At 64.9% G+C, this 22,277-nt stretch carries 20 protein-coding genes; all 20 read right to left on the bottom strand.

The features are described from left to right. Nucleotides 1-57 precede the first annotated feature (57 nt). Nucleotides 58-639: a helix-turn-helix transcriptional regulator gene (locus QTI51_RS17270; RefSeq protein ID WP_286516115.1), complete on the bottom strand. Its 582-nt coding sequence runs from the start codon at nt 637-639 to the stop codon at nt 58-60. A 45-nt stretch (nt 640-684) separates the two neighbouring features. Next, the gene (locus QTI51_RS17275) at nt 685-1,920 is read right to left on the bottom strand and encodes an isoprenylcysteine carboxylmethyltransferase family protein (protein ID WP_286547626.1); all 1,236 of its coding nucleotides are present in this window, start codon (nt 1,918-1,920) and stop codon (nt 685-687) included. Nucleotides 1,921-2,252: 332 nt separating this feature from the next. After that, nucleotides 2,253-2,606, bottom strand: a complete 354-nt coding sequence (locus QTI51_RS17285) for a hypothetical protein (protein WP_286516112.1) — start codon at nt 2,604-2,606, stop codon at nt 2,253-2,255. After that, the gene (locus QTI51_RS17290; protein WP_286516111.1) at nt 2,603-3,187 is read right to left on the bottom strand and encodes a glycoside hydrolase family 19 protein; all 585 of its coding nucleotides are present in this window, start codon (nt 3,185-3,187) and stop codon (nt 2,603-2,605) included. Before QTI51_RS17290 ends, QTI51_RS17285 begins: the two co-directional genes overlap by 4 nt. After that, nucleotides 3,184-3,573: a hypothetical protein gene (locus tag QTI51_RS17295; RefSeq protein ID WP_286516110.1), complete on the bottom strand. Its 390-nt coding sequence runs from the start codon at nt 3,571-3,573 to the stop codon at nt 3,184-3,186. Before QTI51_RS17295 ends, QTI51_RS17290 begins: the two co-directional genes overlap by 4 nt. After that, a complete protein-coding gene (locus tag QTI51_RS17300; protein WP_286516109.1) occupies nt 3,563-3,931 on the bottom strand; it encodes a hypothetical protein in 369 nt (122 codons plus the stop codon). Before QTI51_RS17300 ends, QTI51_RS17295 begins: the two co-directional genes overlap by 11 nt. 20 nt (nt 3,932-3,951) lie before the next feature. After that, the gene (locus QTI51_RS17305) at nt 3,952-4,179 is read right to left on the bottom strand and encodes a hypothetical protein (protein WP_286516108.1); all 228 of its coding nucleotides are present in this window, start codon (nt 4,177-4,179) and stop codon (nt 3,952-3,954) included. Nucleotides 4,180-4,181: 2 nt separating this feature from the next. Further along, nucleotides 4,182-6,077, bottom strand: a complete 1,896-nt coding sequence (locus QTI51_RS17310; protein WP_286516107.1) for a hypothetical protein — start codon at nt 6,075-6,077, stop codon at nt 4,182-4,184. Continuing rightward, the gene (locus QTI51_RS17315) at nt 6,067-6,471 is read right to left on the bottom strand and encodes a hypothetical protein (RefSeq protein ID WP_286516106.1); all 405 of its coding nucleotides are present in this window, start codon (nt 6,469-6,471) and stop codon (nt 6,067-6,069) included. Before QTI51_RS17315 ends, QTI51_RS17310 begins: the two co-directional genes overlap by 11 nt. After that, nucleotides 6,468-8,678, bottom strand: a complete 2,211-nt coding sequence (locus QTI51_RS17320) for a laminin G domain-containing protein (RefSeq protein WP_286516105.1) — start codon at nt 8,676-8,678, stop codon at nt 6,468-6,470. Before QTI51_RS17320 ends, QTI51_RS17315 begins: the two co-directional genes overlap by 4 nt. Nucleotides 8,679-8,681: 3 nt before the next feature. After that, nucleotides 8,682-9,890 (bottom strand): hypothetical protein, encoded by a 1,209-nt coding sequence (locus QTI51_RS17325; RefSeq protein ID WP_286516104.1) that lies wholly within the window; start codon nt 9,888-9,890, stop codon nt 8,682-8,684. Between the two features lie 20 nt (nt 9,891-9,910). Beyond that, nucleotides 9,911-13,492 (bottom strand): hypothetical protein, encoded by a 3,582-nt coding sequence (locus QTI51_RS17330; RefSeq protein ID WP_286516103.1) that lies wholly within the window; start codon nt 13,490-13,492, stop codon nt 9,911-9,913. Between the two features lie 3 nt (nt 13,493-13,495). Then, nucleotides 13,496-13,891 (bottom strand): hypothetical protein, encoded by a 396-nt coding sequence (locus tag QTI51_RS17335; RefSeq protein WP_286516102.1) that lies wholly within the window; start codon nt 13,889-13,891, stop codon nt 13,496-13,498. A 2-nt stretch (nt 13,892-13,893) separates the two neighbouring features. Further along, nucleotides 13,894-16,611 (bottom strand): phage tail tape measure protein, encoded by a 2,718-nt coding sequence (locus QTI51_RS17340; protein WP_286516101.1) that lies wholly within the window; start codon nt 16,609-16,611, stop codon nt 13,894-13,896. Nucleotides 16,612-16,725: 114 nt separating this feature from the next. Next, on the bottom strand, nt 16,726-17,514 hold the full coding sequence (locus QTI51_RS17345; RefSeq protein ID WP_286516099.1) for a phage tail tube protein: 789 nt from the start codon (nt 17,512-17,514) through the stop codon (nt 16,726-16,728). 20 nt (nt 17,515-17,534) lie between these two features. Continuing rightward, nucleotides 17,535-17,942, bottom strand: a complete 408-nt coding sequence (locus QTI51_RS17350) for a hypothetical protein (RefSeq protein WP_286516097.1) — start codon at nt 17,940-17,942, stop codon at nt 17,535-17,537. A 1-nt stretch (nt 17,943) separates the two neighbouring features. Beyond that, entirely contained in the window at nt 17,944-18,228 is a 285-nt protein-coding gene (locus QTI51_RS17355; protein ID WP_286516095.1) for a head-tail joining protein, read from the bottom strand. A gap of 4 nt (nt 18,229-18,232) precedes the next feature. Further along, the gene (locus QTI51_RS17360) at nt 18,233-20,098 is read right to left on the bottom strand and encodes a phage major capsid protein (RefSeq protein WP_286516093.1); all 1,866 of its coding nucleotides are present in this window, start codon (nt 20,096-20,098) and stop codon (nt 18,233-18,235) included. Nucleotides 20,099-20,148: 50 nt separating this feature from the next. Continuing rightward, nucleotides 20,149-21,693: a phage portal protein gene (locus tag QTI51_RS17365; RefSeq protein WP_286516092.1), complete on the bottom strand. Its 1,545-nt coding sequence runs from the start codon at nt 21,691-21,693 to the stop codon at nt 20,149-20,151. Next, the gene (locus QTI51_RS17370) at nt 21,690-22,235 is read right to left on the bottom strand and encodes a hypothetical protein (RefSeq protein ID WP_286516091.1); all 546 of its coding nucleotides are present in this window, start codon (nt 22,233-22,235) and stop codon (nt 21,690-21,692) included. Before QTI51_RS17370 ends, QTI51_RS17365 begins: the two co-directional genes overlap by 4 nt. Between the last annotated feature and the right edge of the window lie 42 nt (nt 22,236-22,277).

Below are 22,277 nucleotides of genomic sequence, written 5' to 3' on the forward strand. Positions count from 1 at the left end.
CAGTCGAGAGACAATTTACGTCAGTCAGTAACAAAATTGTCAGTTTGAAGCAACGCATCAGCTGACAAGCTCAGTTCCGACGGCGGAACAAAGATAAGCGCGGGTGGCAGCTTCGGGAATGGTCGTTCCCCAGCAAGCGATAGGCTCTTCGATGCATCGGGCCACCCATCCGTCAACCTGCTTCTTGACACCGTCAAACGAGGATCCGGCTTTCAGCGTGTGAAGCTGCATGCCCTTAATCTGCATGAGCGAGTTGGCAAGTGAAAGATCGAAGCTGTATGCCGGAACCTTTCGCTGCCCGTAACCGGGCTCATAAAGCACGGGACCCGCATCAGTTAACTCAACTGGCATGCCTTGAACTTTCGCAACCCAGTAGTCAAGCTGTGGCCCTGAAAGTTCGGAGACTCGCAGCGAGGACCTTGCGGCCTCGGCAGGCATTAAGTCAGCAACAAGCTGGTCAATGCTTATTGAAAAAAATCTAGCGAGTGCCAACAGATCCGACGCCGCAGGCTCGCCATCACCAGCCTCCCAACGGATTAGAGTTCGGGGAGAAATCCCGATTGCGGCGCCAAGCTGAGCTTGAGTTAGCAGTCGTTCAGTTCGAAGCTTGCGAAGATTCGGAATGCGTGAGGTTGTCATATTTCAGGGATACAGCGTGAGATTCAATAGAGGCACCAACAGCACTCAAGACTCTCGAACTGGTTTTTTCGGCACGCGATAAAACGGATTTAAAGCTTGCGCCGCGCGGGCAAAACAACCGTTTTCATCGATCCATCTTGAGTATTCCCTGTAAACGGGGTCTCGCATCATATGCCGCTCCTCAGTTTTTGCTCGAGTAAAATAAATCGCATTGACGAAAATCAACGCCAAGCAATGGAAAATGGCCTGCTTAACTCCCAAAGCAGGAATAAACGGGACCGAGATCAACCACCACGAAATATTCTTTGACAGATACGCTGGATGCTTAAAGTATCTAAATGGGCCACTAGTTATGACGCCTCGATTTGTCAGATTGCTAAACCTCAATCCAAATACAATCGTCGCCCATGCATAAATAGTCGAGAAAAATAAAATCGCGACCGCCCAAACATTAAAAACTAGCCCTCCATGTGTAAGCCAATCATGCCATTCATACTTCGACTGATACGCGGTTAGACCTGCGGCAGCGACTATCTTGTGAAACGGCGCGTAGCACATGAGGGCCGAGACCCAGCCTAACAATGTAGTTTCTGTTGAACGAACATTCGCACCTACCGCCTTGGAAGTTGTCATGTATCCAAGTGTGCCGAATATCGTATCAATCAGATAGAGCACTGCAAACCACGTTACAAACCAAGTTGGCTCCGCTCCTCTGGCCTCGGCGTTATCAGCTCGTACCAGCCACGTGTAAGCTGCATGAGCCATCAGTGGAAGGAAGAATGCCTTAATTACATGAACTCTGATTGCTAACCACGGCACTGTGGAGCCAGGCCGCCTCGACAAAAATCGGAACAGTTCTCCAATCGATTCTCGCCCAACGTCTGTCTTACTGAAAAAATAAGCGACGAAAAAAATTGGCATCGCATAAAACCATGAAATCAGAACCTCAAAGAATCCGCTTATAAACTGTGCCGCTGTCGCTTGCATTGCACATAAGATTGAAAGCCAAATGATGGCTGCCGCCATAAAATTTTCAAACTTAAGTCGAATTTCATTGCGACTTGGAATCAAGTAAAGATCACGGAATCGACTTGCGGAATTCCGTCGCAACTCGGCGGCCCACATTGGGGCGGCAGTTGAACCCAGCAAAATAGCCAACCCGACGCCAGGACTTAATTTCAACGCTGACACGAGAGAAAATCCCAGCCCCAATCCGACGCACCCAAGGATGCCGGTAATTGCTGGGACTGACGATTTTGGAAGGATTGCAGACGCATCCATACTTTATTGACTGTAAAAATCTTGAAATTTTACGCAACTTGAAACACCGCGGCACCTAAATTAGCGTCCTAGGGTTCCCACACACTGGCCCAGCGCAGCCCGTAGCTCGCTTTCATAGCCCTCCCGAAGTTCAATCTCGGCCAGCGCCGATGCGCTGAAGCGGTCGAGGTCTACGCCAGGTGCAAGCGCTTCGGTCGGCATCGCCGGCCGCGCTGGCGTGTCAACGCGGCATTCCACCGGGACCGGCACCTTCACCTCGCGCACGGGAGCAACCCCACATGCCGCAAGCAGCCCGCCAAGGGCCAGGACGCCCGCCAGGAGCGCGCAACGCTTCATGGCTGCGCCCTCCCCCTCAGCCACGCATCGACGCGCACCTGCGCGCTCGCGCAGGCATCCCCGGGCACCGCCGCCGGCGTGCTCAAGACCGTTTGAGCGGTTTTCTGCCGCGCGGTCGCGGCATCGCGCGCGATGGCCTGCGCTTTCTTCGCCTCGGCGCCGCGCTTGTCGGCCAGTTCGCGAAGCTCGTCGGTCGCATCGCTGCAGGCCGAGGCCACGGCCCGCGCGTCGTCGCGCTGCAGGATCGTAATGGCCGCCTTTTCTCGCACGCCTACCCATGCCCAACCGAGCGCGGCATTGCCCGCCACGCTCAGCCCGAGCGACACCAACAGGACTTGCATCAAGCTCATTTGCTCAGCACCTTGTACGCGCGCGCCGTGGCTGCCTTGCGCTCAACCAGCTTCAGCCGCGCCTTGCCGTTGATGCGACCCGTGATGTCGTAGACATCGCCGCGCTCGGCCGCCGGCAGGCAGTCTTTGAACTGGGCGAACACCCAGCACGCCGACAGCGCCGCATGCAGGGGCTGCAGCAGCAGTTCTGGCTTGTCGCGGTAGTTCACACCCATGGCTTTTCCCGCGGCCACGTAGGCGTCTTCCCAGGTCAGCTGAATCAGGCCCCGGCCGTGGAAGCCCTTGTAGCGAAGCGCGCTCAGCGCGCGCGGGTTGCGCAGGTAGTCCTCGGCACGATAGCCGCCCTGCACAAACAGGCTCGGGAAGACTTCGCGCAAGCGCGCGGCCGTCGTGTAGTAGAGCCCTTCCTCGACCTTGTCCAAGGTGTCGGACTCGATCACGAGCTGGCCGAGGAACGCGGCCACCGCGTTATCGGAGTGGATGCGAAAGCGGTTCATGCCGTCCGCCAGGTGCAGCACGTAGCGCTCGGCGTTGGCGCGCGTGGCGCCGGTGCAGTTGATGAGGGTCTGGGTGTCGATCATGGTTTCTTGAACTCCTTTGCGGTCCTTGCGGCTTGGTTGGCGGTCTGTGCGGCGCTCTGCGCAGTGCTCGCGGCTTCACCCGCCGTCTGCGCAGCGCTGGCCGCGGTGCCGGCCGCTTGGTTTACGCGGCCGGCAAGGGAAGTCAGGCGGTCGCCAAAGGCTTCGCGAAGCCGGTCGATTTCCGCCAGGTGGTCATCGCGCTGGCGCGTCATCTGCACCTCGGCATTGCGCGTGGCCCAGAAGTAGCCCGAGCCGAAGCCGCCGAGGAACAGGCTTCCGACGACGCCCACGGTTTCGAAAAGGCGGCGCCACTGGTGTGGCACGCGCATGCGCGGCTGCTCTTCGAGCGAAGCGCCGTCGGAATCGATGGGCGATTTACTGCGCATGAATCTGCTCCTTCAGTTGGCGAAGTTGGTCGCGCAGCAGGCCCAGCTCTGTGGTCTGCGCAGTGAGGGTGTCGTTCATAGCCTTGAGCTGGCCGCGCATCTCCCAGACCTGCTGCAGCGCCTCATTGCGCTCGGCAGCGAACTTGTCGGCCCGCTCTTCGGCCTTCACGCGCGCTGCGCGCTCGCCTTCGAGCAGCGCCTGCCACGTGGCGAGCGCGGCAATCTGCCCGTCGCTGTCCGCGCGCTCCTTCGCTTCGGTCGGCTGCTGCGCGCGCCAAACCCTGTAACCGCCAGCAATCGACAACACCAGCGCCGCGAGCTGCGCGATGGGGTTGCCGGCGAGATCGCCCATGTCCATGAAGTGCCTCTTCTCTCTCGTTAGATTTCGACTTGCACGAAGGGCATCGAGGGCGCTTGGCCTTCGATCACGCCATCGCGCACAAAGACCTGATCGCCCACCGCGCCAGTGCCGCGGGCCGTGAGCACCCCGCCGCCCGGCAGCGCGAGCTGCGCCACCTCACCATCGATGGCGGTAATCGTTGCGATCTGCAGCGGGTAGCTCGGCAGCATCGCGATGAACGCGGCGTAGAAATTGGTCGAGGCCATGCTCATGCCTCCACATGCGTTTCAAGGGTGATCGACTGGCGCAACACGGGCCGCTGCCAATCCACCGACGTGGCGCGCACGAGCCCGAGGTGCGTCTCGGCGCCGTCCTCGTAGCGCACGAGCGCGCCCGGCAGGATCACGCCGGTTTCTGGCCGCACCTGCAGGCGCAGATTGACGCTCGCCTGTGCGCCGGTATCGGAGAGCACCGTAGTGCCGCGCTGCGCGACCGCATCGCTGTGTGTGATGAGCGCATGCGTCACCATGGGCGCGACGTTGTCGCCGGCGGTGCCGCTGCGCGTGACTTGCCCCACGACGCCGGCGGCATTCATGCCCGCGACGAACACCCGCGTGTAATCCGGCTTCGTCAGCGGCTGGATGCCTTCCACCGAAACCGCTGCAGCAGGCAGCACGTAGTCGGGCGAGAGCGTGTCCCAGTACCACGGCGCGGCCGGGTAGCGCGGGAGCACGCGAAGCGTGGCGTCGGTCGCATGCGGCTGCACGATGGCGCCGGCCGCGCTGGCGATGTCGAGCACCGCGCCGATGTAGCTCCCTTGATAGGCCCATGTCCCGCCAGGCACGGCCCAGTCGGTCAGGCCGAAGTCGATTCCCCAACCGATGCTCACGCCGTTGTATGTGAGCGCCAGGTCGAGGAGCTGCGCAACGCTGCGCGCCGATGCAGACGCATGGTTGAGCGTGGGCGCATACGGCGCATCCAGCAGCGCACCACGGCCGCGGCCCTGCACCTGAACCTGCGTGTGCGCAAAGCGCCGGTCACGGTTGCAGTCGGTCGCGCTCAGCCGGTACGGCACGCCGTTGACGGTCGCGAGGATGTCCACCGGCGCGACGTGAATGCCGCGACGGATGACCGGCCACGCCGAGCCCGGCAACGTGGCATTCCAACGCCAGGTCCACGAGTCGGCATCGAGGCTCATGGAGAAGGCTAAGGCCTCAATTTCCTCGCCGCTGTCCAAGCGTACGAGGGTGATGCTGTTCTGCACGGTGTAGGTCTCCAGAATGGGCACGATGACGGTTTCGCCTGTGCCGGGCGGCGGGCGATATCGCTCACAAATGAAAATCAGGGTGCTGCTGAAGCGCTGCCGCTCGCGGAAGCGCAGCTCTGCCGATGGGAGGTAGCACGGGTCTTCTGCAGGCGGCGCCACGTCCGAGCGCCCAAGCGGCGGCAGCATCGCGGCTTGCCAGCGCGCCAGCCATGCGCGCTCCACCAGCCGCGCGGCGCCGAATCGCTCGACGTGCGAGCGATCGATGGGACGGGCCTGCTGCCAACGCGTGTCCGCCGCACGCCGCAGCCGCTCGGCCTCTTGGTAGCGCACACCCAGCGCTGCCGGGTCCACTGCGAGCGCAGCCTGCCAGCGCACCTCAACGCCCTCGCGCGCACGCGTTGCCTCTTGGTAGCGAAGGCGCGTGTCTGCATGCCGCGCATCGGCGGCCTGGTGGCGCGCGGCGACAGCATTGCGCGCCCGGCCCCCTTCCTGCCACGCTGCGGTGGTGACGCCGGCGGCACGCACGGCGCGCTGCCAACGCGCTATGCGGCCGGCTTGCGCCTTCATCGCGTTTTGATGTCGCGCCGTCGTGCCGACCTCGACGGCCGCCGCCACCTGCCAGGCGCTGACCACCTTCCCGACGAGGGGCCGTTCGGTCGCACTGTCGTAGCGCACGGCGCCGCGCACCATGAACGCCGGCAGCGCGATGACGCCGGCCGCGGTGCCCATCGGCGGCATATCGGCGAACACCGCGCCCGCGACCATGAACACGGGCAGCGGGATGCGCCCGACCGCATAGACCGCACCGCTGGCAACCTCGTCGGGCTCGCCGAACGTGAGCTCAACCGGCCGGAGGCCGAGCGGCGGCTTGCGAAAAACGAGGTCGTTATTCGCCAAGGGTCACCATCCCAAGGAAGAATTCGCCGCCTTGGTAAATCTTCCCTTCCGGGTCGCCGGCCGGCGGGTTCACCATCGTGATCTTGACTTGGCCTGCGCCCGATGGTCCGCTGACCGTGAAGTCCGCAATCCATGTGCCGTCCGCCGCTTCGAGCCGCCCCCACGCAGCGACACCAGACCCCGAAGCCAGGTCGCCGGCCGGATTGGCCTGCTGCAGCACCAGCACCCCCGAGCTGATCGGGCCCACCGGATAGGCGAGCACCGCCGCGGCGAGCAGCGTTGTCTCTGCGCCGCCCTCGACGGGCTTGGCGCCGGCGAAGACCTTGAACTTCGCGCCCGAGCCCATGAAGCCCACCAGGCCGAGCAACATCGCGTTGATCGCTACGATGTTCATACGGGGCTCACGATCACCGAAACAGCGGCGAGGCCATTCGTCGCACCCGCGCCCTGATCGACCGTCACGGTCCCGGCCATGCTCAAGACCGCATCGATCAATGGCTTCGTCCATACAGCCATGCGCAGTTGATCGAGCGAAGTCGCCGTGCGAGGTGTCCACGGCCCGTTCGATATTGACCAGCTCGTCGGCGCCGGCGTGGCATTGGCGTTGGCGCTTGCGGCAATCGCGATGCCGATCCGCTCGCCGTTGCCGGTCGTGATGTCCGGCACCGCGATGGCCTGATTCGCGGTGGTGTTGATCGCCGTGCCGTTGAAGGCCGTGACGGCAGGCTGCTTTCCGTTTGTCTGGCTGATTGCAATCGTTACGTATTCGCTTCGGTCTGCCACCGAGAAAGACACCGTCTCGGCCTGCCCCGCGTCCACTGCACGGCCCGTCGTCGTGTAGACATGGACGTACCGCGTGGTGCCACCGGTTGCCGTGTAGGGCTGCACGCCTCGAAGCGTCCACCGGGCCGACACAGTCGGATTCGGCGTGCCCGTCTGCATCACCACCATCAGCAAATCGTTCTCTGCGATGACTGCAGGAAAAATCATGTTCGTGGCCCCCGCCGAGGCGTAGATGCCGAACCAAGTGCTTCGCACGAAGACGCTCGGCGCCTGCGTCTTGACCTCCTCGAGCAGGGTCACACCACCATTCGCCAACTTCAGGTTGTCCGCGATCACGGCGCGGAAGTCGTTCAAGTAGTCCAACGAATAGACGGTGTAGGCCTCGCTCTCGTCGATCCAATCGAACGAATAGGCGCCCGTCGCGGCCTCGCTCCACATCTCCGCGATCTGCAGGCCGTCCCGCTCACGCACGAGCCGAACCTTGCGCGAGACGGGTGTGTCCGACATGCCGTGCTTCTTCGTCGTCCCAGCCACTCGGCCGATGAGCAGGCCTGCGAAAGACGTGGTGTAGTAGTCCTTGCGCGCCCTGAGATACCGCAGCGGAGTGAAGGAGCGGCGCACCACGGGCGTCGCCGGTTGCACTGCGCCGGTGGCCTGTACGAGAGGCCGCGCAGTGGTCACGCGGGCGAAGCTGTCGGTGTTGACCGTGGCGGGCCCCACCCCCAGGCCGTTGAACGGCACGTAGCTTCCGGAGTAGCGCGGGGCCGTCAGGCTTTGCGAAATGATGACGTTCTTGATATTGCCATTGAAGTAGTCCACAGCCGTTGCAACGCTCGACGTTCGATGCGCACCGATCCACGCCGAAACATTCGCCACTCCGACCGTGAAGCCGGACGAAGCAGCGAACCGGGCGACCAACTTCCCGTCGAGGAAGATCGTCACCACCGAGGGATTCGTCAGCGTCGAGTTGACGATGGCGAGCTTGTGCCAGGCGCCGTCGTTCACCGGCACGCCGGTGGTGCTTGCCGATGACAGCGCAAATTGCAGCAACCCGGTGCCGGCCTCGATGTAGATCTGCATCGTGTAGCTGGAATTGCTGACCCACGAAAACAGCGTCTGGCGTGCGCTCGACGAGGTGCGGAACTGAAACTCCCACGTCGTCGCGCCGGGGTGGTTGCTGAAAATCTTGGACAACGGCGTGAGCGCCACGTACTGCGAGGTGCCGTTGAGCAGCAGGCTCGTCGTTCCACTGGGTGGCGCGACGGCGTTGCTCAACGCGGGGCCACCGACCCCCGTCAACGTGACGCCGTTGACGCTGCTGTCAGTGAAGGTCGTTTGGCCGTTGACCCCTTCGAACTCCGCATAGAGCTGCTGCAGCGTTGCGGTGGCGCCCACCGCCATCGCCTTGACCGAGCTTGAAGTTTTCGTGCGAGCGCCCGGCCACGAGATGAGCTCGAACATGTAGTAGTCGGCCCACGTCGCGCCATCGTCCGAGTACTGAATTCGGGCGTTGCGCAAAAAGCTGGCCGCGACGTTCACCGCGCCGAGGCGGATGTCATCGACTTCCACCGCCGAGCCGCCAAAGTCCCACTGCAGGCTCAGGCCCATGTGGAGCGGGTACGCCCATTCAACCGACGTGCCGGTGTCGTCGTCAGATAGCGCCGCCAAGCTGCCCGTGGTGGGCGCTGCGGTTGCGGTCAGGACCGCGGCCGTGTCCACGCGCACGCCGCTGGCGAGCAGATGGAATTCCGAGAGCTGAAGCGCGAACCTGCCCGCTGTGCGCAGCAGGTCGGCTCTCCAATAGCGATGTGCTGCCATGTCTTAGCGCCACGGCCCGGTAAGGTCGATGGCGGCGCCACCGGTGTTCGCCGAGGTCGATGCACTAACGTAGGGCGTTGATGTGCCGCCAGCCACAGACCAGAACTGCAGCGTCTTGCCCGCCGAGTTCTGAATCGCAGGAATGCGGTCAAGGTTTTTGAAGGTGTCGTAGACGCCCGACTGCGGCAGGTGGTACAGCCCCGGCATATCGCCGCGGGGGTATCCACTGGTCACCTGCTTGATGACCTTCGGAGAGACGTACAGCGCCCCGTCGATGGGATTTGGAAACGACCCCAGAAGGCCAGTCGTGAAGCCGGAATAGTTGGTGCCGCCGGTGAGCGCGTAGGGCTGCACGTAGGTCGGCGATCCCACCCCGGTGAAGTCTCGCGGCACGACGCAATTGGTTGCCCAACCGGCCGCCAGGTCACCGGTCCCATCCGCCACGCCGGAGGCATAACCCAGGATGCAAAGGTAAGGGTCGCCGGCCGGTCGGAAAGGCGTCATGTCGCCGAAGCCACGAATGGCGCCCGTCTGAATCGACTGCGCCGACGAGGTCCCGGCGAGCACGTTGTGCATGAACAAGCGGCTGTCGCCCGCGAAAGCCCAGGTTACCGCGGTGGCGTTCGCGTTGTTGCTCTTGACCCAGTGGCCGCCGCCCGACTGCTGGGTGTCCGTCGGCGCGGGGTTGGTGCCGGTGTCGATGTCGGACATGGTCTCGTACATGCGCACGCGGCACGTGGTCGTGCCCGAATCTTCAACGCGCAGGTACAGGCGGGTGCCGGTCACATCGTTGGAGCGGTACACCCGCCTGTTGGCTGCGGAGAAGACGGTCGACCAGCCAAGCGACGCCATCTTCATCGTGATGGTGCCGGTGTAGGTGCCGTCAGGCAGCGAGGTCGCCCACGTCGCCGTCGTGGAGGTCGGGCGGTTCACCACCTTCTGCTCTCCATTGGCGCCAGCAAAACCGGCAGGCCCGCCCGTAACGCCAGCCACCAACACCACGCTGTCGATCTGCGACGAGTGGGTGCCGTTGAACGTCGCGGTCATCACGCCCGCCGCGGCGACGAGAGAGGTCAGGCTCTTGAGGTCAAAGCCCGTATCGAGCAGAGCGTCGAGCCATGCGACAGCAGCGCCCGCCACGCCGTTGAGCACGGGCGCATTCACCATCGTGCTGTTGAAATTCTTGACGCTTGTGTCTACCGGGGAAGCCATGGGTTCGTTCTCGCTTTTCTTTACGGGCGGTCCACGCCGATGCGGACCAGAAGTTCGAAGCTGTCATCGAGCACGCTCTCCGCGCCCATCTGCACGGTGCGAATGACAACGAAGGGAAAGGTCGCCGCAACGGTGTTGAAGCGGATGACGTGCCCCGCGGCCCAGCCCGAGCCAAAGCCGGCGGCGGGAATCGTCATGTAGGGTGCGCCCGAGGGGCCGATGGGCGAGCAGTCGGCCGCCATGCTCTGCGCGGTCACGATCTGCCCGACGTGCTCGCCAATGAGGTTGTAGGTGGTGCCGCCGTTGTTGATCTGGATGCGCCAACGCTCCGTCACGGCGCCTTTGTTGGTCACCGCAATGGGAAAGTCGATGTCGTTGAACGTAGGGTCTGCGGCGTTGCCGATGAGGCTGTCCGACCAAACGCCTGTCCACGACTGCTGGTCGAAGAAGAGCGACACACCGGCTTTCACGTCGCCCATGCGCAAGGCGCTGCTCACATAGCTTTCATTCGCCGGGTAGTCGTGCGTGATTCGACTCCAGAAGGAAATTCGCCCGTCGATCTGCACATCGGTGACGGTCAGCAGGTCCTCGATGGTGTGCTCGTAGACGACCGGCTGCGCGTAGCTCGACACGTCGGAGAACGTGACCGTGCCCGCATCGAGGTTGCGCATGTAGCCAGCCGACACGGCGAGGCCGTTGGCGTCGATGATCCGCATGCGCGAGAGCCGCACGCGGCCTGCGTCGAGCGTCATCCCGTTGGACACCACCGCCGGCGGAAGGCGCTTGGTGTTGCCGATGACCACGAGCCCGCCCTTGCGGAAGATCGGCACACGGCCATCCGAAGGCAGACGCACCGGGTCGAGGCCAAGCATGGCGGCATCAACGGGCAGCGTCGTGGTGGCGACGGTGTTGTATCGGATGGTGCTGGCGAAGACAGGGACCGGCTTCCAAATCTTGCCGTCCGTCCCCACCGCGTCCGCGTCGTACCAGATTTCGCCTTCGTTGCCGGCAGCCGTCACCCAGTCGCCGAAGCGCACCTTGACCAGCCCGGTAGACGCATCTACCGTGCCGTGAACGTTGGTGCCGCTGATGACGCCTGCGAGCGAGGCCGTGACGTTGATCGTGCCGCCGTTGAGCTTCGTTGCGAGCAGCTGCAGCGTGCCGGGGCTGATGGGCGCCACCGGTGTGCGAAACACCACGTATTCCACCGGCTGGCCGTTCAATGCGGTCAACAGGCTGTTGACGACGACCGGACCCGCGCCGGAAGCGGGCCAGGTGGTCAGCGCGGCCGTGTTGGTGGCGTAGTCGTAGGTGCCGGCCAATGTGGCCGCGCCCGTGGCCGGATCGAGGTCGGTATAGAGCGCACCTGCCCGGTCAAAGTAGGTCTTGCCGCCCACGGTGAAATTCACGCTGCCAGGCACGCCGGCCTCGCTCGCGTTGGGCAGCAGCTTGATTGAGAGCTTCGGCGCGTTGAACGTCTGGCTCTTCGCCGTGCCGGCGCCGGCCACACGAAAATCGGCCGTCACGAGCGCCGAGGCGTCCGCGGGCAGCGTGGCGTTCAAGGGCACATAGGCGTAGCCCGTGAGCGTGTTGCGGAAGGCGCCCGGCAGGTTTGGCGAGAGCACGGTGCCGAGCAGGCCCAGCTCGCTCACGGCCCACTGCGGCACGGGCACGGTCACGACCGCTTCGGGATACAACTTGGCGACACCCGTCGCGAGGTTGATCGTGCCGAACTCGACGCCGACACCATCGACCAGCTTGCCGGCGCCGTTGTCGGTCACGGTCTTGGTGGAGGCGAAGTTCTGCGGCACCCACTGGTTCGCCGGCACGCCGCCGGTGGACATCAGTACGAGGTTCCACGAGAGCGACACCGAGCGCGCTGCGATGTTGGTCTTGCCGAGGTTGAGCGTGACGCTGCCGTCCACCTCGCGCGCAGGCGCCGCGAATGCCTTGTTCTCGGCGGTGCCGTGGCTGTAGTTGACCGTGAAGGCCACCGACGAAGCCGGAAGAGTGTTCGGCCGAACTTCGAGGGTGCTGCTCGCGTAGCCCACCGCCCCGGTCGCGTCTCCGGCCAGCGCGCCGCTGCCGTTGTCCGCGGCGTGCCGGGCCGTGCCGTCGTTCCAGTCCACCGACACACTGCCCGCCTGCGCGGCCAGGTTGTCGAGCGCCAGCATGATGGACATCGCCGAGGCCAGCGTGCCGCTGCGGTCCCGGTAGTTCGACTTTGCGCCCCAGAAAAACAGCACCTCGCTGCCCACGTCCGGCAGCGCGCCCACGGTGGGCAAGGCCGTGCCCGAGGCATAGTCCACGGTCCCCGAGCCTGCGCTCGAATCTGCGCCGCGCAGGCGGCCGGCGCCATCGTCGGCCAGCTCGTACCAGTTGCCGCCCGAGCGGAAAGCGACCCGCAGCGTGCCAGGTGCCGGCGGCGGAAGGATGGTGAGCGGGTAGCTGCTGCGACGGTTCTCGGCGGCGACCGCAATCGATGCCGAGTCCGCGAGCTGGATCGGTGCGCCGGCCGGCTTGAACGTGATCGCCTTGGTGCCGCCGATCTGCGGCGCGTCGCTTGCAAACGTCAGCGTGCCGCCGATGTTGGAGATGGTGCCGATGTTCGCCGCGCCGAGCTTGAGCCTGCCGGCGTCGTCGGTGATGGTTCCCGCGGCCGTGGCAATCGAGAGGGTGCCGGGGAACACGGGATTGCCGAGCGTGAGCGAGACGCTCGGGCCGAACGGGGCCGCCGTGGTCAACGACACATTGCCGCCACCGGAAGCCACCAGCGCGACGGAAGACCCGGCCGCGCTGGTGTCCACGATCGGCACTTCCGTGGTGGCCGCCGGCACGAGCTGCGTATCGATGCGATCCACCTTCACGGACAAGTCGCCCAGGGCGGCGTTCAGCACGAGCTTGGCAACACCGTAGAAACGCGAGGCGTCGGCCACGAGCATGCGATTGATGACGGCCGAGGTCGCGGTGCGCTCGAAGATGCGATTCGCAGCGGTGCCGGTGTAATCGTTTTTCAGGCCGTCGAGGATTTCGCAGACGCACACCTGCGCTTGGTAGTCCACGAAGGTATTGCTCACGCTGTAGCTGTAGGTGCGCTGCTCGACCGTGACGCGCGCGATGCGCACCGCCTCGGACTTGCCGCCGCCGCTGATCTGCAGGGTCGCGTTTGCGTTGGGCGGCGTCGCGCCGGGGCGCTGGAAGATCTGCAGCGACTTCTGTCCCTGCACATGGTTGGACAGCAGGAAGCCGCCGAACTCTTCGCCGGGCGTCGTGTACGCCTCGACGCGCGCCTGAATGTCGGCGCGGCGGTCGAAGAAGTCGCCCGTGTAGAACAGCGCAGCGCTGACGTTCGGGTCAACAGGCGGGCGCACGATGCAGACGGTGCCGCCGAGCGCCGTATCGGTGTTCAGGGTCTGGATGGTGGCCGCAACCTTCATCATGCTGACATCCCCCTGCGCGCGGTCCACTTCCGAGATGTCTTTGCAGATGGCATTGCTTTTGCCGTCCACGATCACGTTCGACGTGGGCGCGCCGCCGCCGTTGGGCACGTCATCCATGACCTGCGTGGTCACCAGCTTGATATCGGATTCGAGAATGGTCATTGGTCAAACAGTGATGAGGCGCACGGTGGCGATATAGGGGTAGTTCTCGGCGGGCAGCTCCGGGCGCGCGAGCGGCTTGCCTTCGACGGCCAGGCCCGGCGCGAACTGCACGGTGAAGCTGCGGCCATCGGCCAGCACAAGGGCGTGCTCGCCTATCGGGTCGGCGGCGTTGAGCGCCTGCAGGGCGACGAGGCCGCCGCGGGCGATCCACCCCGCATCGGCCTCGCCCTGCAGGGTGATCGGGCGGCCTGCCAGGCGCACGCCGGCATCGATGAGGGCCGCGCCCGTCACGGAATACTCGAGACTCTTCTCGACGGGGTTCCATCCGAACTCGTCGGACCAAACCATCCCGCGCGGAATCTGCAGGGCCCCCAGGGCGTGAAACTTCGGTGCTGCCATGTTCAGTTGCCCGGACGTGCGGAAGAGGAGCCGCGTGCGGCGCCAAGCTGCGCGAGAAAGCCCTCGATGGCGTTCGCCCCGGCGGTGTCGGTGTTGACGGTCCCGTAATCCCGGCCGTCGAGCTGCAGGCGCAGATTCAGGGTGCGAGTGGATTCGGGCTTGGGAATGGCGGTGGGCGTGGACCCATCGCCGAAGAAGGTCACCTTCTCCGCCGCCTTCAGCAGCGCATAGCTCAGGGTGTCGCCGCCGTACTTCTTCTGGCCCGGGTTGTTGAAGAACTGGACGTTGCCCTTCTCGTCCGCGAACTCGCGCGCGATGCGGCGCGCCGTCTCGTCGTCCTTCACGCCGGCGTTCTTCAAGAATGCGGCGATGCCGGTCATGGTGCCGAGGTCGCTCCCGGCGACGACGGTCTTTCCGTTCTTGTCGGTCGAGAAGCCGCTCGCGTCGCGGCCGAGGCGCTTGTTTTCGAGGGCGATTTCGCGCTCTTTCAAGGCGTTCGCCTTCTCGCGTGCCTCGATGTCCTTTTCCCGTGCGCTGGTGACATCGCGCAGCGCGCCGGCCAGGCCGTTGGCGGCCTGCGTGGCACTCGTCTGCGCGTCCTTGAGCTTCAGCGTGGAGCGACCGGCGCTGTCGAGCACGACCTCGAAGCCGCGCATGGCGGCCTCGGCCTGCACCCAGCCAGGCGCAACACCGTTTGCCGCGGCAATGGATGCTTCCGCGGCGCGCTTCCACGCTTCGCCCAGGCCGATGGCCGTCGCCTGCCCGCTGTCGCGAATCAGCTCGTAGTCGCGCAGCGCCACCTTGGCGACGGTCTCCAGCTCGACCTTCGTCTGTACCCCGGCGCGCTGGAAGGCGGCGGCAATCTCTGCGGCGGCGTCGGCCTGCGCTTTCTTGTTGTTGACGGCGGCATCGGCCGCGGCGTTGTTGGCCTTCTTCAACTCTTCGAGCTTCTGCACAGCAAGCTGAAGATTGCCCGTGTCGATGGCCTTCGCATATTCGGCCCGCAGGCGCTCCGCCGTGGCCCGGGCCTCCTCTGCCTTCACCTTCTGCTCTTCAGCCGCACTGGCGGCCTTCTGGCCGGCTTCCTGCGCGCTGTCGCCGGCGGCCTTCATCTCGGCGGCCATGTTCGCGAACGCCGCCGCGCTGCTGGTCGTCGCAGCGGTGGTGCTCTCGGCGGCGCCCGTCAGGCCCGCCCAGCCGGCGCGCGCTTCCTCGGCGCCCTTGGTGGCGCGCTCGAAGGCTTCGGCTGACTTCTCGCCGAAAGCGTCGGTCACACCTTCCATGCCGGCGGCCGATTCGCGCACCTCGGCCGCGGCCTGCTTGAACGCCGCCGACACGCCGCCGAAGCTGATCTTCGAGAGCCCTTCCAGCATTACGCCGACGCCGGTCAGGATGTCGCGCGTGACGCCGGCAAAGGCCTCGCCTACACGGAAGACAACCGCAATCAGCGTGTTCGCGCCGGCGCTCGCGACACCCCAGACCGTTTGAACGATGTTGCCGGTGCTCTGCGCCTTCTGGCCGAAGCTGTCGAGCAATGCGCCCACACGGTCGGCCAGGCTCTGCGCTTTCGCGACGAGGGCCGGCACATCGACGCTGGCGACGAAGGCCTGCACCCACTTGATGCCGTTCTGGAATGCGGTCGCGAGCGCGGTGCCGAACCGCCCCACAGTGCCATCGGACACCGCGGTGCGCAGCGCTCCGCCCAACTGCTCGACGCCTTCTCTCAGCACCGGCAGGACGGGCGTCGTGAGCGCGTTGACGGTCGAGTCCCATGCCGTACGCAGGCCATTCAGCGCGCCGTTGAGATTCGCCTGCATGACGGCGGCAGTCTCGGCCGCACTGCCGCCAGCGCCCTGCAATGCCTTCTTCAGCTCGTCGAGCTTGTCCACGCCCTGATTCAGCAGCGCGCGCAACGCCGGGCCGGCTTCCTGCCCCACCGCCGCAATCGCGCGCTGCCCGGCCGGGCCTGCGGCGGCCAGCTCGTGCAGCATCTTCTCGAAGTTGCCAGTCGTGATGCCAGCTGCCGCCAGCTCAGTGCGGAATTTGCTGGCCGGGTCGGAGAACTGCGCGAGGATGCTGTTCAACGCCGTGCCGGCGCGGCTCGCATCGATACCCGCATCCGCGAACTTGCCGATGATGGCAACGGTGGTTTCGAGGCTCAGCCCGAGGGTGTTCGCCAAAGGCGCGGCGTAGCTCAGCGCTTGCGCCAGGCCGGTGACGCTGGTGTTCGTCGCGTTGGCGCCCTTGGCGAGCACGTCGGCCACACGGCCCGAGTCGGTGAAGGCCAGGCCCAGACCGTTGACGATTTTCGTGAGGTACTCGGCCGAGGTGCCCAGCTCGATGTCGCCGGCACGCGCGAGCTGCATCGCGGCGGGCAGTGTCTTGATGGCATCGGTGACGCTCAGGCCGGCTTTCGCCAGGTTTTCCAGCGCGCCGGCAGCCTGCAGCTCCGTGAAGCCGTAGCGCACATCCGCCGCGGCTTCCTGCGCCGCCTTGCGTAGCAAGCGCATCTCGGCCGCGCTGGCGCCCGTCGCGGCCTGCACGCGGCTCATGGCCTGCTCGAAGTCGGCGCCGCCCTTGATCCAGCCCGCAAAGACCTGAATGCCGAAATAGCCGGCGACCAGCACCGCGAACGCGACGACCCGCTGCTGCAGGCGGTCGAACACCTTGGACGCATCGTCCTTGGCATTGACGACGATCTGAATAGGCTTGAAGGCCAACGAGGAACCTTTGGGGGAGTGGTGAAGGGGGAAGCCAGTGCGGCGACGTTTGGCGCCTCGTGCGAAGCGCCAGGCGTCGCCGCCGCTCAGCGCGAGCGGCGGCGAGGTGAAGGCTTAGGCCTCCACAGGACGGCCGTCCACGAAGATCGCGACACCGCTCGGGGGCGTGAGCACCTCGATGTCGAATTCCATCTGCACATAGCCGTCATCGCTGGTGACGAGCGCCATGTCACCGGTCGGCGCCAGCGTCACGAGCGGGCAATAGGTGTCGCTCTGCTCGCCCTCGGCGATGTTCGAGAGCACGCGCAGTGCGCCGCGCAGTTCGGCCTTGTCTCCGGACTTGATCCGCAGCCAGGTGGTGGCCGGCTTCGAATAGGCGACCTTCACCTTACCGGCCGGGATGCCGCCGCCGGCGAGGATTTGCAGGCGACCGAGCGCCGCGTCCACGGTGTAGTCCTCGCCCAGCTCGTAGGGCTCGCCGCCGGCTTCGGGCGTCACCACCACCGCCGTGACCTTGCGCGCGCCCGCCGGGCTGGCATCGGTGCGGCCGAGCTGATAGAAGAGCCCGGGAATCACGGTGATTTCTTCCGCAGCCACGGCGCCGGTAGCCTGCGAGACCGTGGACTTTTCGCCGGAAATGAACATCGCCCGGTTGTCGGCGCTCATGTTGTCGCAAGTGATCTTGCCGGTGCGGTCGATGCGCACGACGCGGTTCGCGTCCTTCACGCCGGGGCCGCTCTCGGCGCTGTAGTGCGGCGCCTTCTCGGTCGAGATGCTCAGCGTGACGGTCGGGCAGTTGCCGAGGTGGCGCTCGCCCGTGAGCTGGTCGGCCGCGTCGTAGAGGTCGAAGAAGACCCGGCCGCGCGGGATGACGTATTGACTCTTTTCGAAGATGTTTGCCATGGTGGCTCCGTTGATTGGTTTCACTCTTGGCCGAAGTAGCGGCCAGTCGTGGAGAAAAGCAGTTCGATGCCGATGAGGCCGCCGTCTGCGAAGTCCGGCGGCGCGAAACGCGCGAGCTTCAGCGCGCCCCACTTGCGCCCGCCCGCCTCGCCGGGCGCCCAGTTGTGAAGCTGCTCGATGACCTTTGGAATTGCGTCGTCGAGCAATGCCGCCGCAGCCGGCCCGCGCTTGACCGACAGCAGCACGCTCCAGCCAGGTGCAAGCGCTACAGCGCCTTCCTTCACATCCGCCAGCGCGCCGGCGGCGAACATGACGGACACCAGCGCCGCGGCATCGCGGTTGCCCTTGCCCGTGGACCAGCCCATGACTTCCCAAGCGGGCAAGGACTCGCGCAAGCGCTCGCAGAGGTTGATTTCGAGCAGGAACATTTCAGGCGCTCCGAAGAACAAGGTTGGTCACGCCGGTGCCGTCCGCCTCGGCGCGCACCACTTCGAACGCTCGCCCGTCTACGGTGATTGCGTCATCACGCTGAAGGCCGGCGAGGTCCGCGCTAGCGCCTTGGCACACCGGTGCATCTGCATCGACCTGCACGCCGAACGGCGCCGCATACGGGTTATCGAAGAGGACGCGCGCGGTCTTCTGCACGCCTTCGACGGTGAACGAGGCGCTCACCGCGAAGTCGCTGAAGAAAACGGAGAGGTCTTCGGCGAACATGGGCTTACGCGGTAGCCACGTCTTCCATCGTCGAGAAGCTCTCGTCGTTGCGTACACCGACATCCACGTCCTGCAGCGCGGTGACGCGAACCGAACCCGTTTCGCTGAACAGGAACGGATTGACCATCAGGTCGAGGCCACCCCACATGCCGATCACGAGGTCCGCGAAGTTGCCGAAGATGAGGGCCGACAAGTTCGTGCCGGTGCCCTTGGCGATGTTGCTCGGCACGGCATTAGTAACCGCGGCGCGGTAGCCGTTGAGCGGCTCGCTGCCCTTCTGCCACACGCGCTCGCCCGTGCCAGGGCCGTCGACGAAGGTCTTCTTCAGCTTGCCGCGCACCTTCGCATTCGTTAGATAGGCCAAGGTGCCAACATCGGCGTTTGCGACCGACACCGCGGTTTCGAGGTCCACCACGCTGTCCCAGGTCGGCGCGCCACCGTTCGCACCGCCGATCACGCTGGCCGCGATCTTCGCGAGGATGCCGCTGGGCTCGTTGGCGTTGCCACCGCCGGCGATGGCCGCGCGCTGGATCGCCAGCCCGAGCACCATCGCCAGGTCGGCCGAGACGAAGCTCTCGACATCGATGCTCGACTGCAGCAGCAGCTTGCGGCTGATGTCGGTGAACGCGCCGACCGTCTTCGGCGACATCGCCACTTGACCGATGGCCGCGCTGCTTTCGGCGGGCGCCTGACCTTCAGCCACCCAATAAGCGCTGCCGGAGCCCGTTTGCTTCGGGATAGCGATGTTGCCCACCAGCCCCGAGAGAAAGCGCACGCCAAGCTGATTCAGCACCATCGCATCGCGCAGGATGGTGATGAAGTCGCCGGCCATCAGGTCGGTGCCAACGAGGTTGCCGCCGGCCGAGGGCGTGCCCACCACGAGGTCGCGCTTTTGAACTTCGAACGGAATCATGATGCCGCGCGCTGCCTTGCCGAGCTTCTGCGAGGTCGCCGCCGAGCACTCGAATTCGAAGGCGGCAGCGCTGCGAGCCACCGTGTCGCCCGGGCTGGCGAGCGCGTTGAGTGCACGCACGATGCTGAACCGGCGGGTTTCCTTCGGCGTCAGACCGATGTCGGCCGTGGGCACGGGCTTGGACGAAAGCGAGCGAATCGCCTCGGCCTGGAACTGCTCGACCGTGTGGCCGGCTTGGATGGAACGCATCGCCAGCTCGGCACCGCCGGGCATGGCGGCGGCGATCTTGCTGATTTCGCTGGCGTGGTTGCGCAGCGCAGGAGTTTCGATGGTGGGTGCCGGGGTAGCGGCGGGCGTGGTTGCAGGCGTCGTCATGGCGCGGTTCTCCGTAGAAGATGGGGAAATGGAAGGAAGGGAAGGAACGGCCGGCAGCTCGGCGGGGAGACTGCGGCCGACACCGACAGTCGCGTCCGCTGGCACGCTGACCAGAGACAACTCGAAGGGCTCCCAGTCGGTCACGCGGTAGGTGTCATACCCATCCTTCGTGCCTTCAAGAATTGCTTCGTGGACGATGTAGCCCACCGAAACGTTGACGCGAATGCCGTCGATCACGTCGCGGAAGACTTCCTCTGCGCGCACGCTTCGACCGAAGCGCACCACGGCACGGGCTACCTTGTCCGAACCGATTTCCACAGACTCGACGACCGCGACAACATCTCGTGTGTCATGGTCACAAAGAAGGTTCGCGCCGGCGGTGAGGCGGCCGGTGCGCATTGACTTGCGACTGAGGTCCAACACCTCGATGAACCAGCCGCGATTGACAGGCGTTTCGCTCGCGAAGGCGAGCTTCACGGTGCGCGCCTCCTCGTCGATGGAGGCACGCTCCACAACGAAAGCGCGCTTGAGTTGACCGGTGGGCAGATGCTCGCGAAGAGCTTGAGGAAGACTTGAAGTCATGCCGCTATTGCAACGGCGCGGCACTGACATTCATAAGGCAAAGAATGTCACTAGGCTGCGACTTCTTCCTCTTCGCCCTCTTCCTCTTCTGCATCTGCGGGGCGGCCCTTCGGGGCCGGCTTCGGCGCAGGCGCTGCCACCTTCAATGCATAGGCAGGCAGCACGATGCCGAGCTGCTTCGCGAGGTCTTGCGCTTCCTTGATCTTGACCATGGTGTCGTAAAAGTCACGGCCCATCTGTGCGCTCAGGTCTTGAGGCGCAACCAGCCCAGCACCCACGCCGGCAATGCGCGCGTTCATGTCCTTCAGCGGGTCCACCCACTCCCAACGACGGCCGAGCCAGTCGTGCGGCGCAAACTTCGCCACCTTCGCCGCGGGCAACGGACTGCCGTTGGGCATCGTGATGGCGTTCGACAGCAAGGACATCACCATCCACTCGGCGCGCACGCGCTTGAGCAGGATGTCGATGAACCACTGCTGATCGGATGACCACCGGTCACGCTCGTCGAGCGTGCCGCTTCGGATGCTGGAGAAGTTGACGCCCTCGAGGTCGTTCGCGAGCGCGTGATAGGACACCCGCCACCCGCTCGCAACGCGCTGTAGCGCCGTCTTCACGAAAGGCCCGAAGACCTCATTCGGGTATTTGCTCTCGTGCGGTTTGAAGTCGTAGCCGGGCGGCAGCGTGTCATAGACGCCGGGCTGACTAGTGGTGATGGCATCTCCGTCATCGTCTTGCTGACCGATGGGCAGCGTGCCAGGTGCGGCATCTTGGTTCTGCGTGAAGAAGCCGAAGTGATTCGCGCCATGCTCGGCGGCGAGCACCGCGGCCAACATGAAGCCGCCCAGGTGGTGCAGGCTCAGCATGCCCGGCGCCATCCACGGGATGCCGCGCACCTGCTCGGCACGCTCGACCTTGAACCCGTGGATGATGTCTTCGGCCGGCAGTCGCACGCGCTGCCGAGAGGTGCGCATGCCGTCGTTGGGATGCGCCTCGAAAATATGAACCGCGACGGTGCGGCGGTAGGCGTCCACCTCGATGCCCATGATGACGGTGTTACCCGTCGAATGCTCAACGCCGTTGAATGTCGTGTCGATGCGATCCACGTCGATGAGCTGCAGCGCGAAGTTGAATTCGTTGCGCGCGTCGGCACCGCGCACGAGCCGCACCAGAAACTCGCCATCGCACGGAAGCCCACCGACGAGCGTCTCGCACATATCGCGCAGGGACTGCCGCCCCGTCACATCGCACACGGCCTGCCAGCGCACGAACGCCGCCTCAATGGCATCGTTCGCGAGCTTGTCGGCCTTGTTCGGCGCGTTCTCGACGCGCGCCTGCATCACGAAGCCAGCAGGCCCGACCATGTTGGTTTCGACCATGCCGCAGAACTTGCGCGCATAGTCGTTGTTGTTGCGCAGTTCGCGTGCCCGTGCGCGAAGCCTGTCGAGGTCGCTGCGCAGCTCTTCGTTGATGCTCGAATAGGTGGCGATCCAGTCGGCGGTAAGGCGGTCAACGCGCGCGGCCTGAAAGCGGCGCACCTGCTTCTTGCCAACGACCTTGCCGCGGAACAGGTTGCGGAGGAATGCCGGGGCCTTCATGCGCCGAACCTCACCGCGATGCGACCGGACACGCCCCGTGGCCCGCTCTTGCCCTCTTCCGCCGCAACCTCCCGTTGGTACTTCGAGCGCATCGCATGCAGCTCGTTGAGCGGGATGTACTTCAAGCGACGGCCGTTGATTTCGTATTCGGCGGTGGCGCTGGTGGCCCGACCTTCGAGCACCGCCTCGATGGCGTCGAGCGTGCGGAGGGCATGCGAGCGGACATCACCAGCGGCAGCGAAGGACGGTGCCACGGTCATTCGCCCGCTAGCGACTGTGTAGACCTCGTCGGCGTTCGTGACGCGCGCTCGCCAGTCATAGGAGCCAGGCGCGAAGCTCTGCGAGGTCTGCGCCGACACAACGACGCGGAAGGCATCGCCGTCAGCGGTAGCGGGAATCTCGTAGCGATGCATCGCGTTGAGCAGTTCGTAGCTCAACGCCCATCCGGCAGAAGCCGGGTAGCTCGTGAGACTTCGTGCCCATTTGACGGTGTCGCCAGGGATGATGGAAATGGGTTCGGTGTTGGAGGCGTCGATAGTCACGGTCGGACCTTTGGTCAGTGTTGACCGGACTATCGAACGGGG

It is taken from the genome of Variovorax sp. J22G73 (assembly GCF_030317035.1).
Taxonomy (GTDB): domain Bacteria; phylum Pseudomonadota; class Gammaproteobacteria; order Burkholderiales; family Burkholderiaceae_C; genus Variovorax.

Excerpts from the sequence above, each read along its gene's own strand:
- QTI51_RS17290 (WP_286516111.1), bottom strand. The coding sequence starts at position 3,187 with ATGATCGACACCCAGACCCTCATCAACTGCACCGGCGCCACGCGCGCC.
- QTI51_RS17330 (WP_286516103.1), bottom strand. The coding sequence starts at position 13,492 with ATGACCATTCTCGAATCCGATATCAAGCTGGTGACCACGCAGGTCATG.
- QTI51_RS17335 (WP_286516102.1), bottom strand. The coding sequence starts at position 13,891 with ATGGCAGCACCGAAGTTTCACGCCCTGGGGGCCCTGCAGATTCCGCGC.
- QTI51_RS17300 (WP_286516109.1), bottom strand. The coding sequence starts at position 3,931 with ATGGACATGGGCGATCTCGCCGGCAACCCCATCGCGCAGCTCGCGGCG.
- QTI51_RS17320 (WP_286516105.1), bottom strand. The coding sequence starts at position 8,678 with ATGGCAGCACATCGCTATTGGAGAGCCGACCTGCTGCGCACAGCGGGC.
- QTI51_RS17355 (WP_286516095.1), bottom strand. The coding sequence starts at position 18,228 with ATGTTCGCCGAAGACCTCTCCGTTTTCTTCAGCGACTTCGCGGTGAGC.
- QTI51_RS17275 (WP_286547626.1), bottom strand. The coding sequence starts at position 1,920 with ATGGATGCGTCTGCAATCCTTCCAAAATCGTCAGTCCCAGCAATTACC.
- QTI51_RS17345 (WP_286516099.1), bottom strand. The coding sequence starts at position 17,514 with ATGGCAAACATCTTCGAAAAGAGTCAATACGTCATCCCGCGCGGCCGG.
- QTI51_RS17305 (WP_286516108.1), bottom strand. The coding sequence starts at position 4,179 with ATGGCCTCGACCAATTTCTACGCCGCGTTCATCGCGATGCTGCCGAGC.
- QTI51_RS17295 (WP_286516110.1), bottom strand. The coding sequence starts at position 3,573 with ATGCGCAGTAAATCGCCCATCGATTCCGACGGCGCTTCGCTCGAAGAG.
- QTI51_RS17360 (WP_286516093.1), bottom strand. The coding sequence starts at position 20,098 with ATGACTTCAAGTCTTCCTCAAGCTCTTCGCGAGCATCTGCCCACCGGT.
- QTI51_RS17315 (WP_286516106.1), bottom strand. The coding sequence starts at position 6,471 with ATGAACATCGTAGCGATCAACGCGATGTTGCTCGGCCTGGTGGGCTTC.
- QTI51_RS17350 (WP_286516097.1), bottom strand. The coding sequence starts at position 17,942 with ATGTTCCTGCTCGAAATCAACCTCTGCGAGCGCTTGCGCGAGTCCTTG.
- QTI51_RS17270 (WP_286516115.1), bottom strand. The coding sequence starts at position 639 with ATGACAACCTCACGCATTCCGAATCTTCGCAAGCTTCGAACTGAACGA.
- QTI51_RS17285 (WP_286516112.1), bottom strand. The coding sequence starts at position 2,606 with ATGAGCTTGATGCAAGTCCTGTTGGTGTCGCTCGGGCTGAGCGTGGCG.
- QTI51_RS17325 (WP_286516104.1), bottom strand. The coding sequence starts at position 9,890 with ATGGCTTCCCCGGTAGACACAAGCGTCAAGAATTTCAACAGCACGATG.
- QTI51_RS17365 (WP_286516092.1), bottom strand. The coding sequence starts at position 21,693 with ATGAAGGCCCCGGCATTCCTCCGCAACCTGTTCCGCGGCAAGGTCGTT.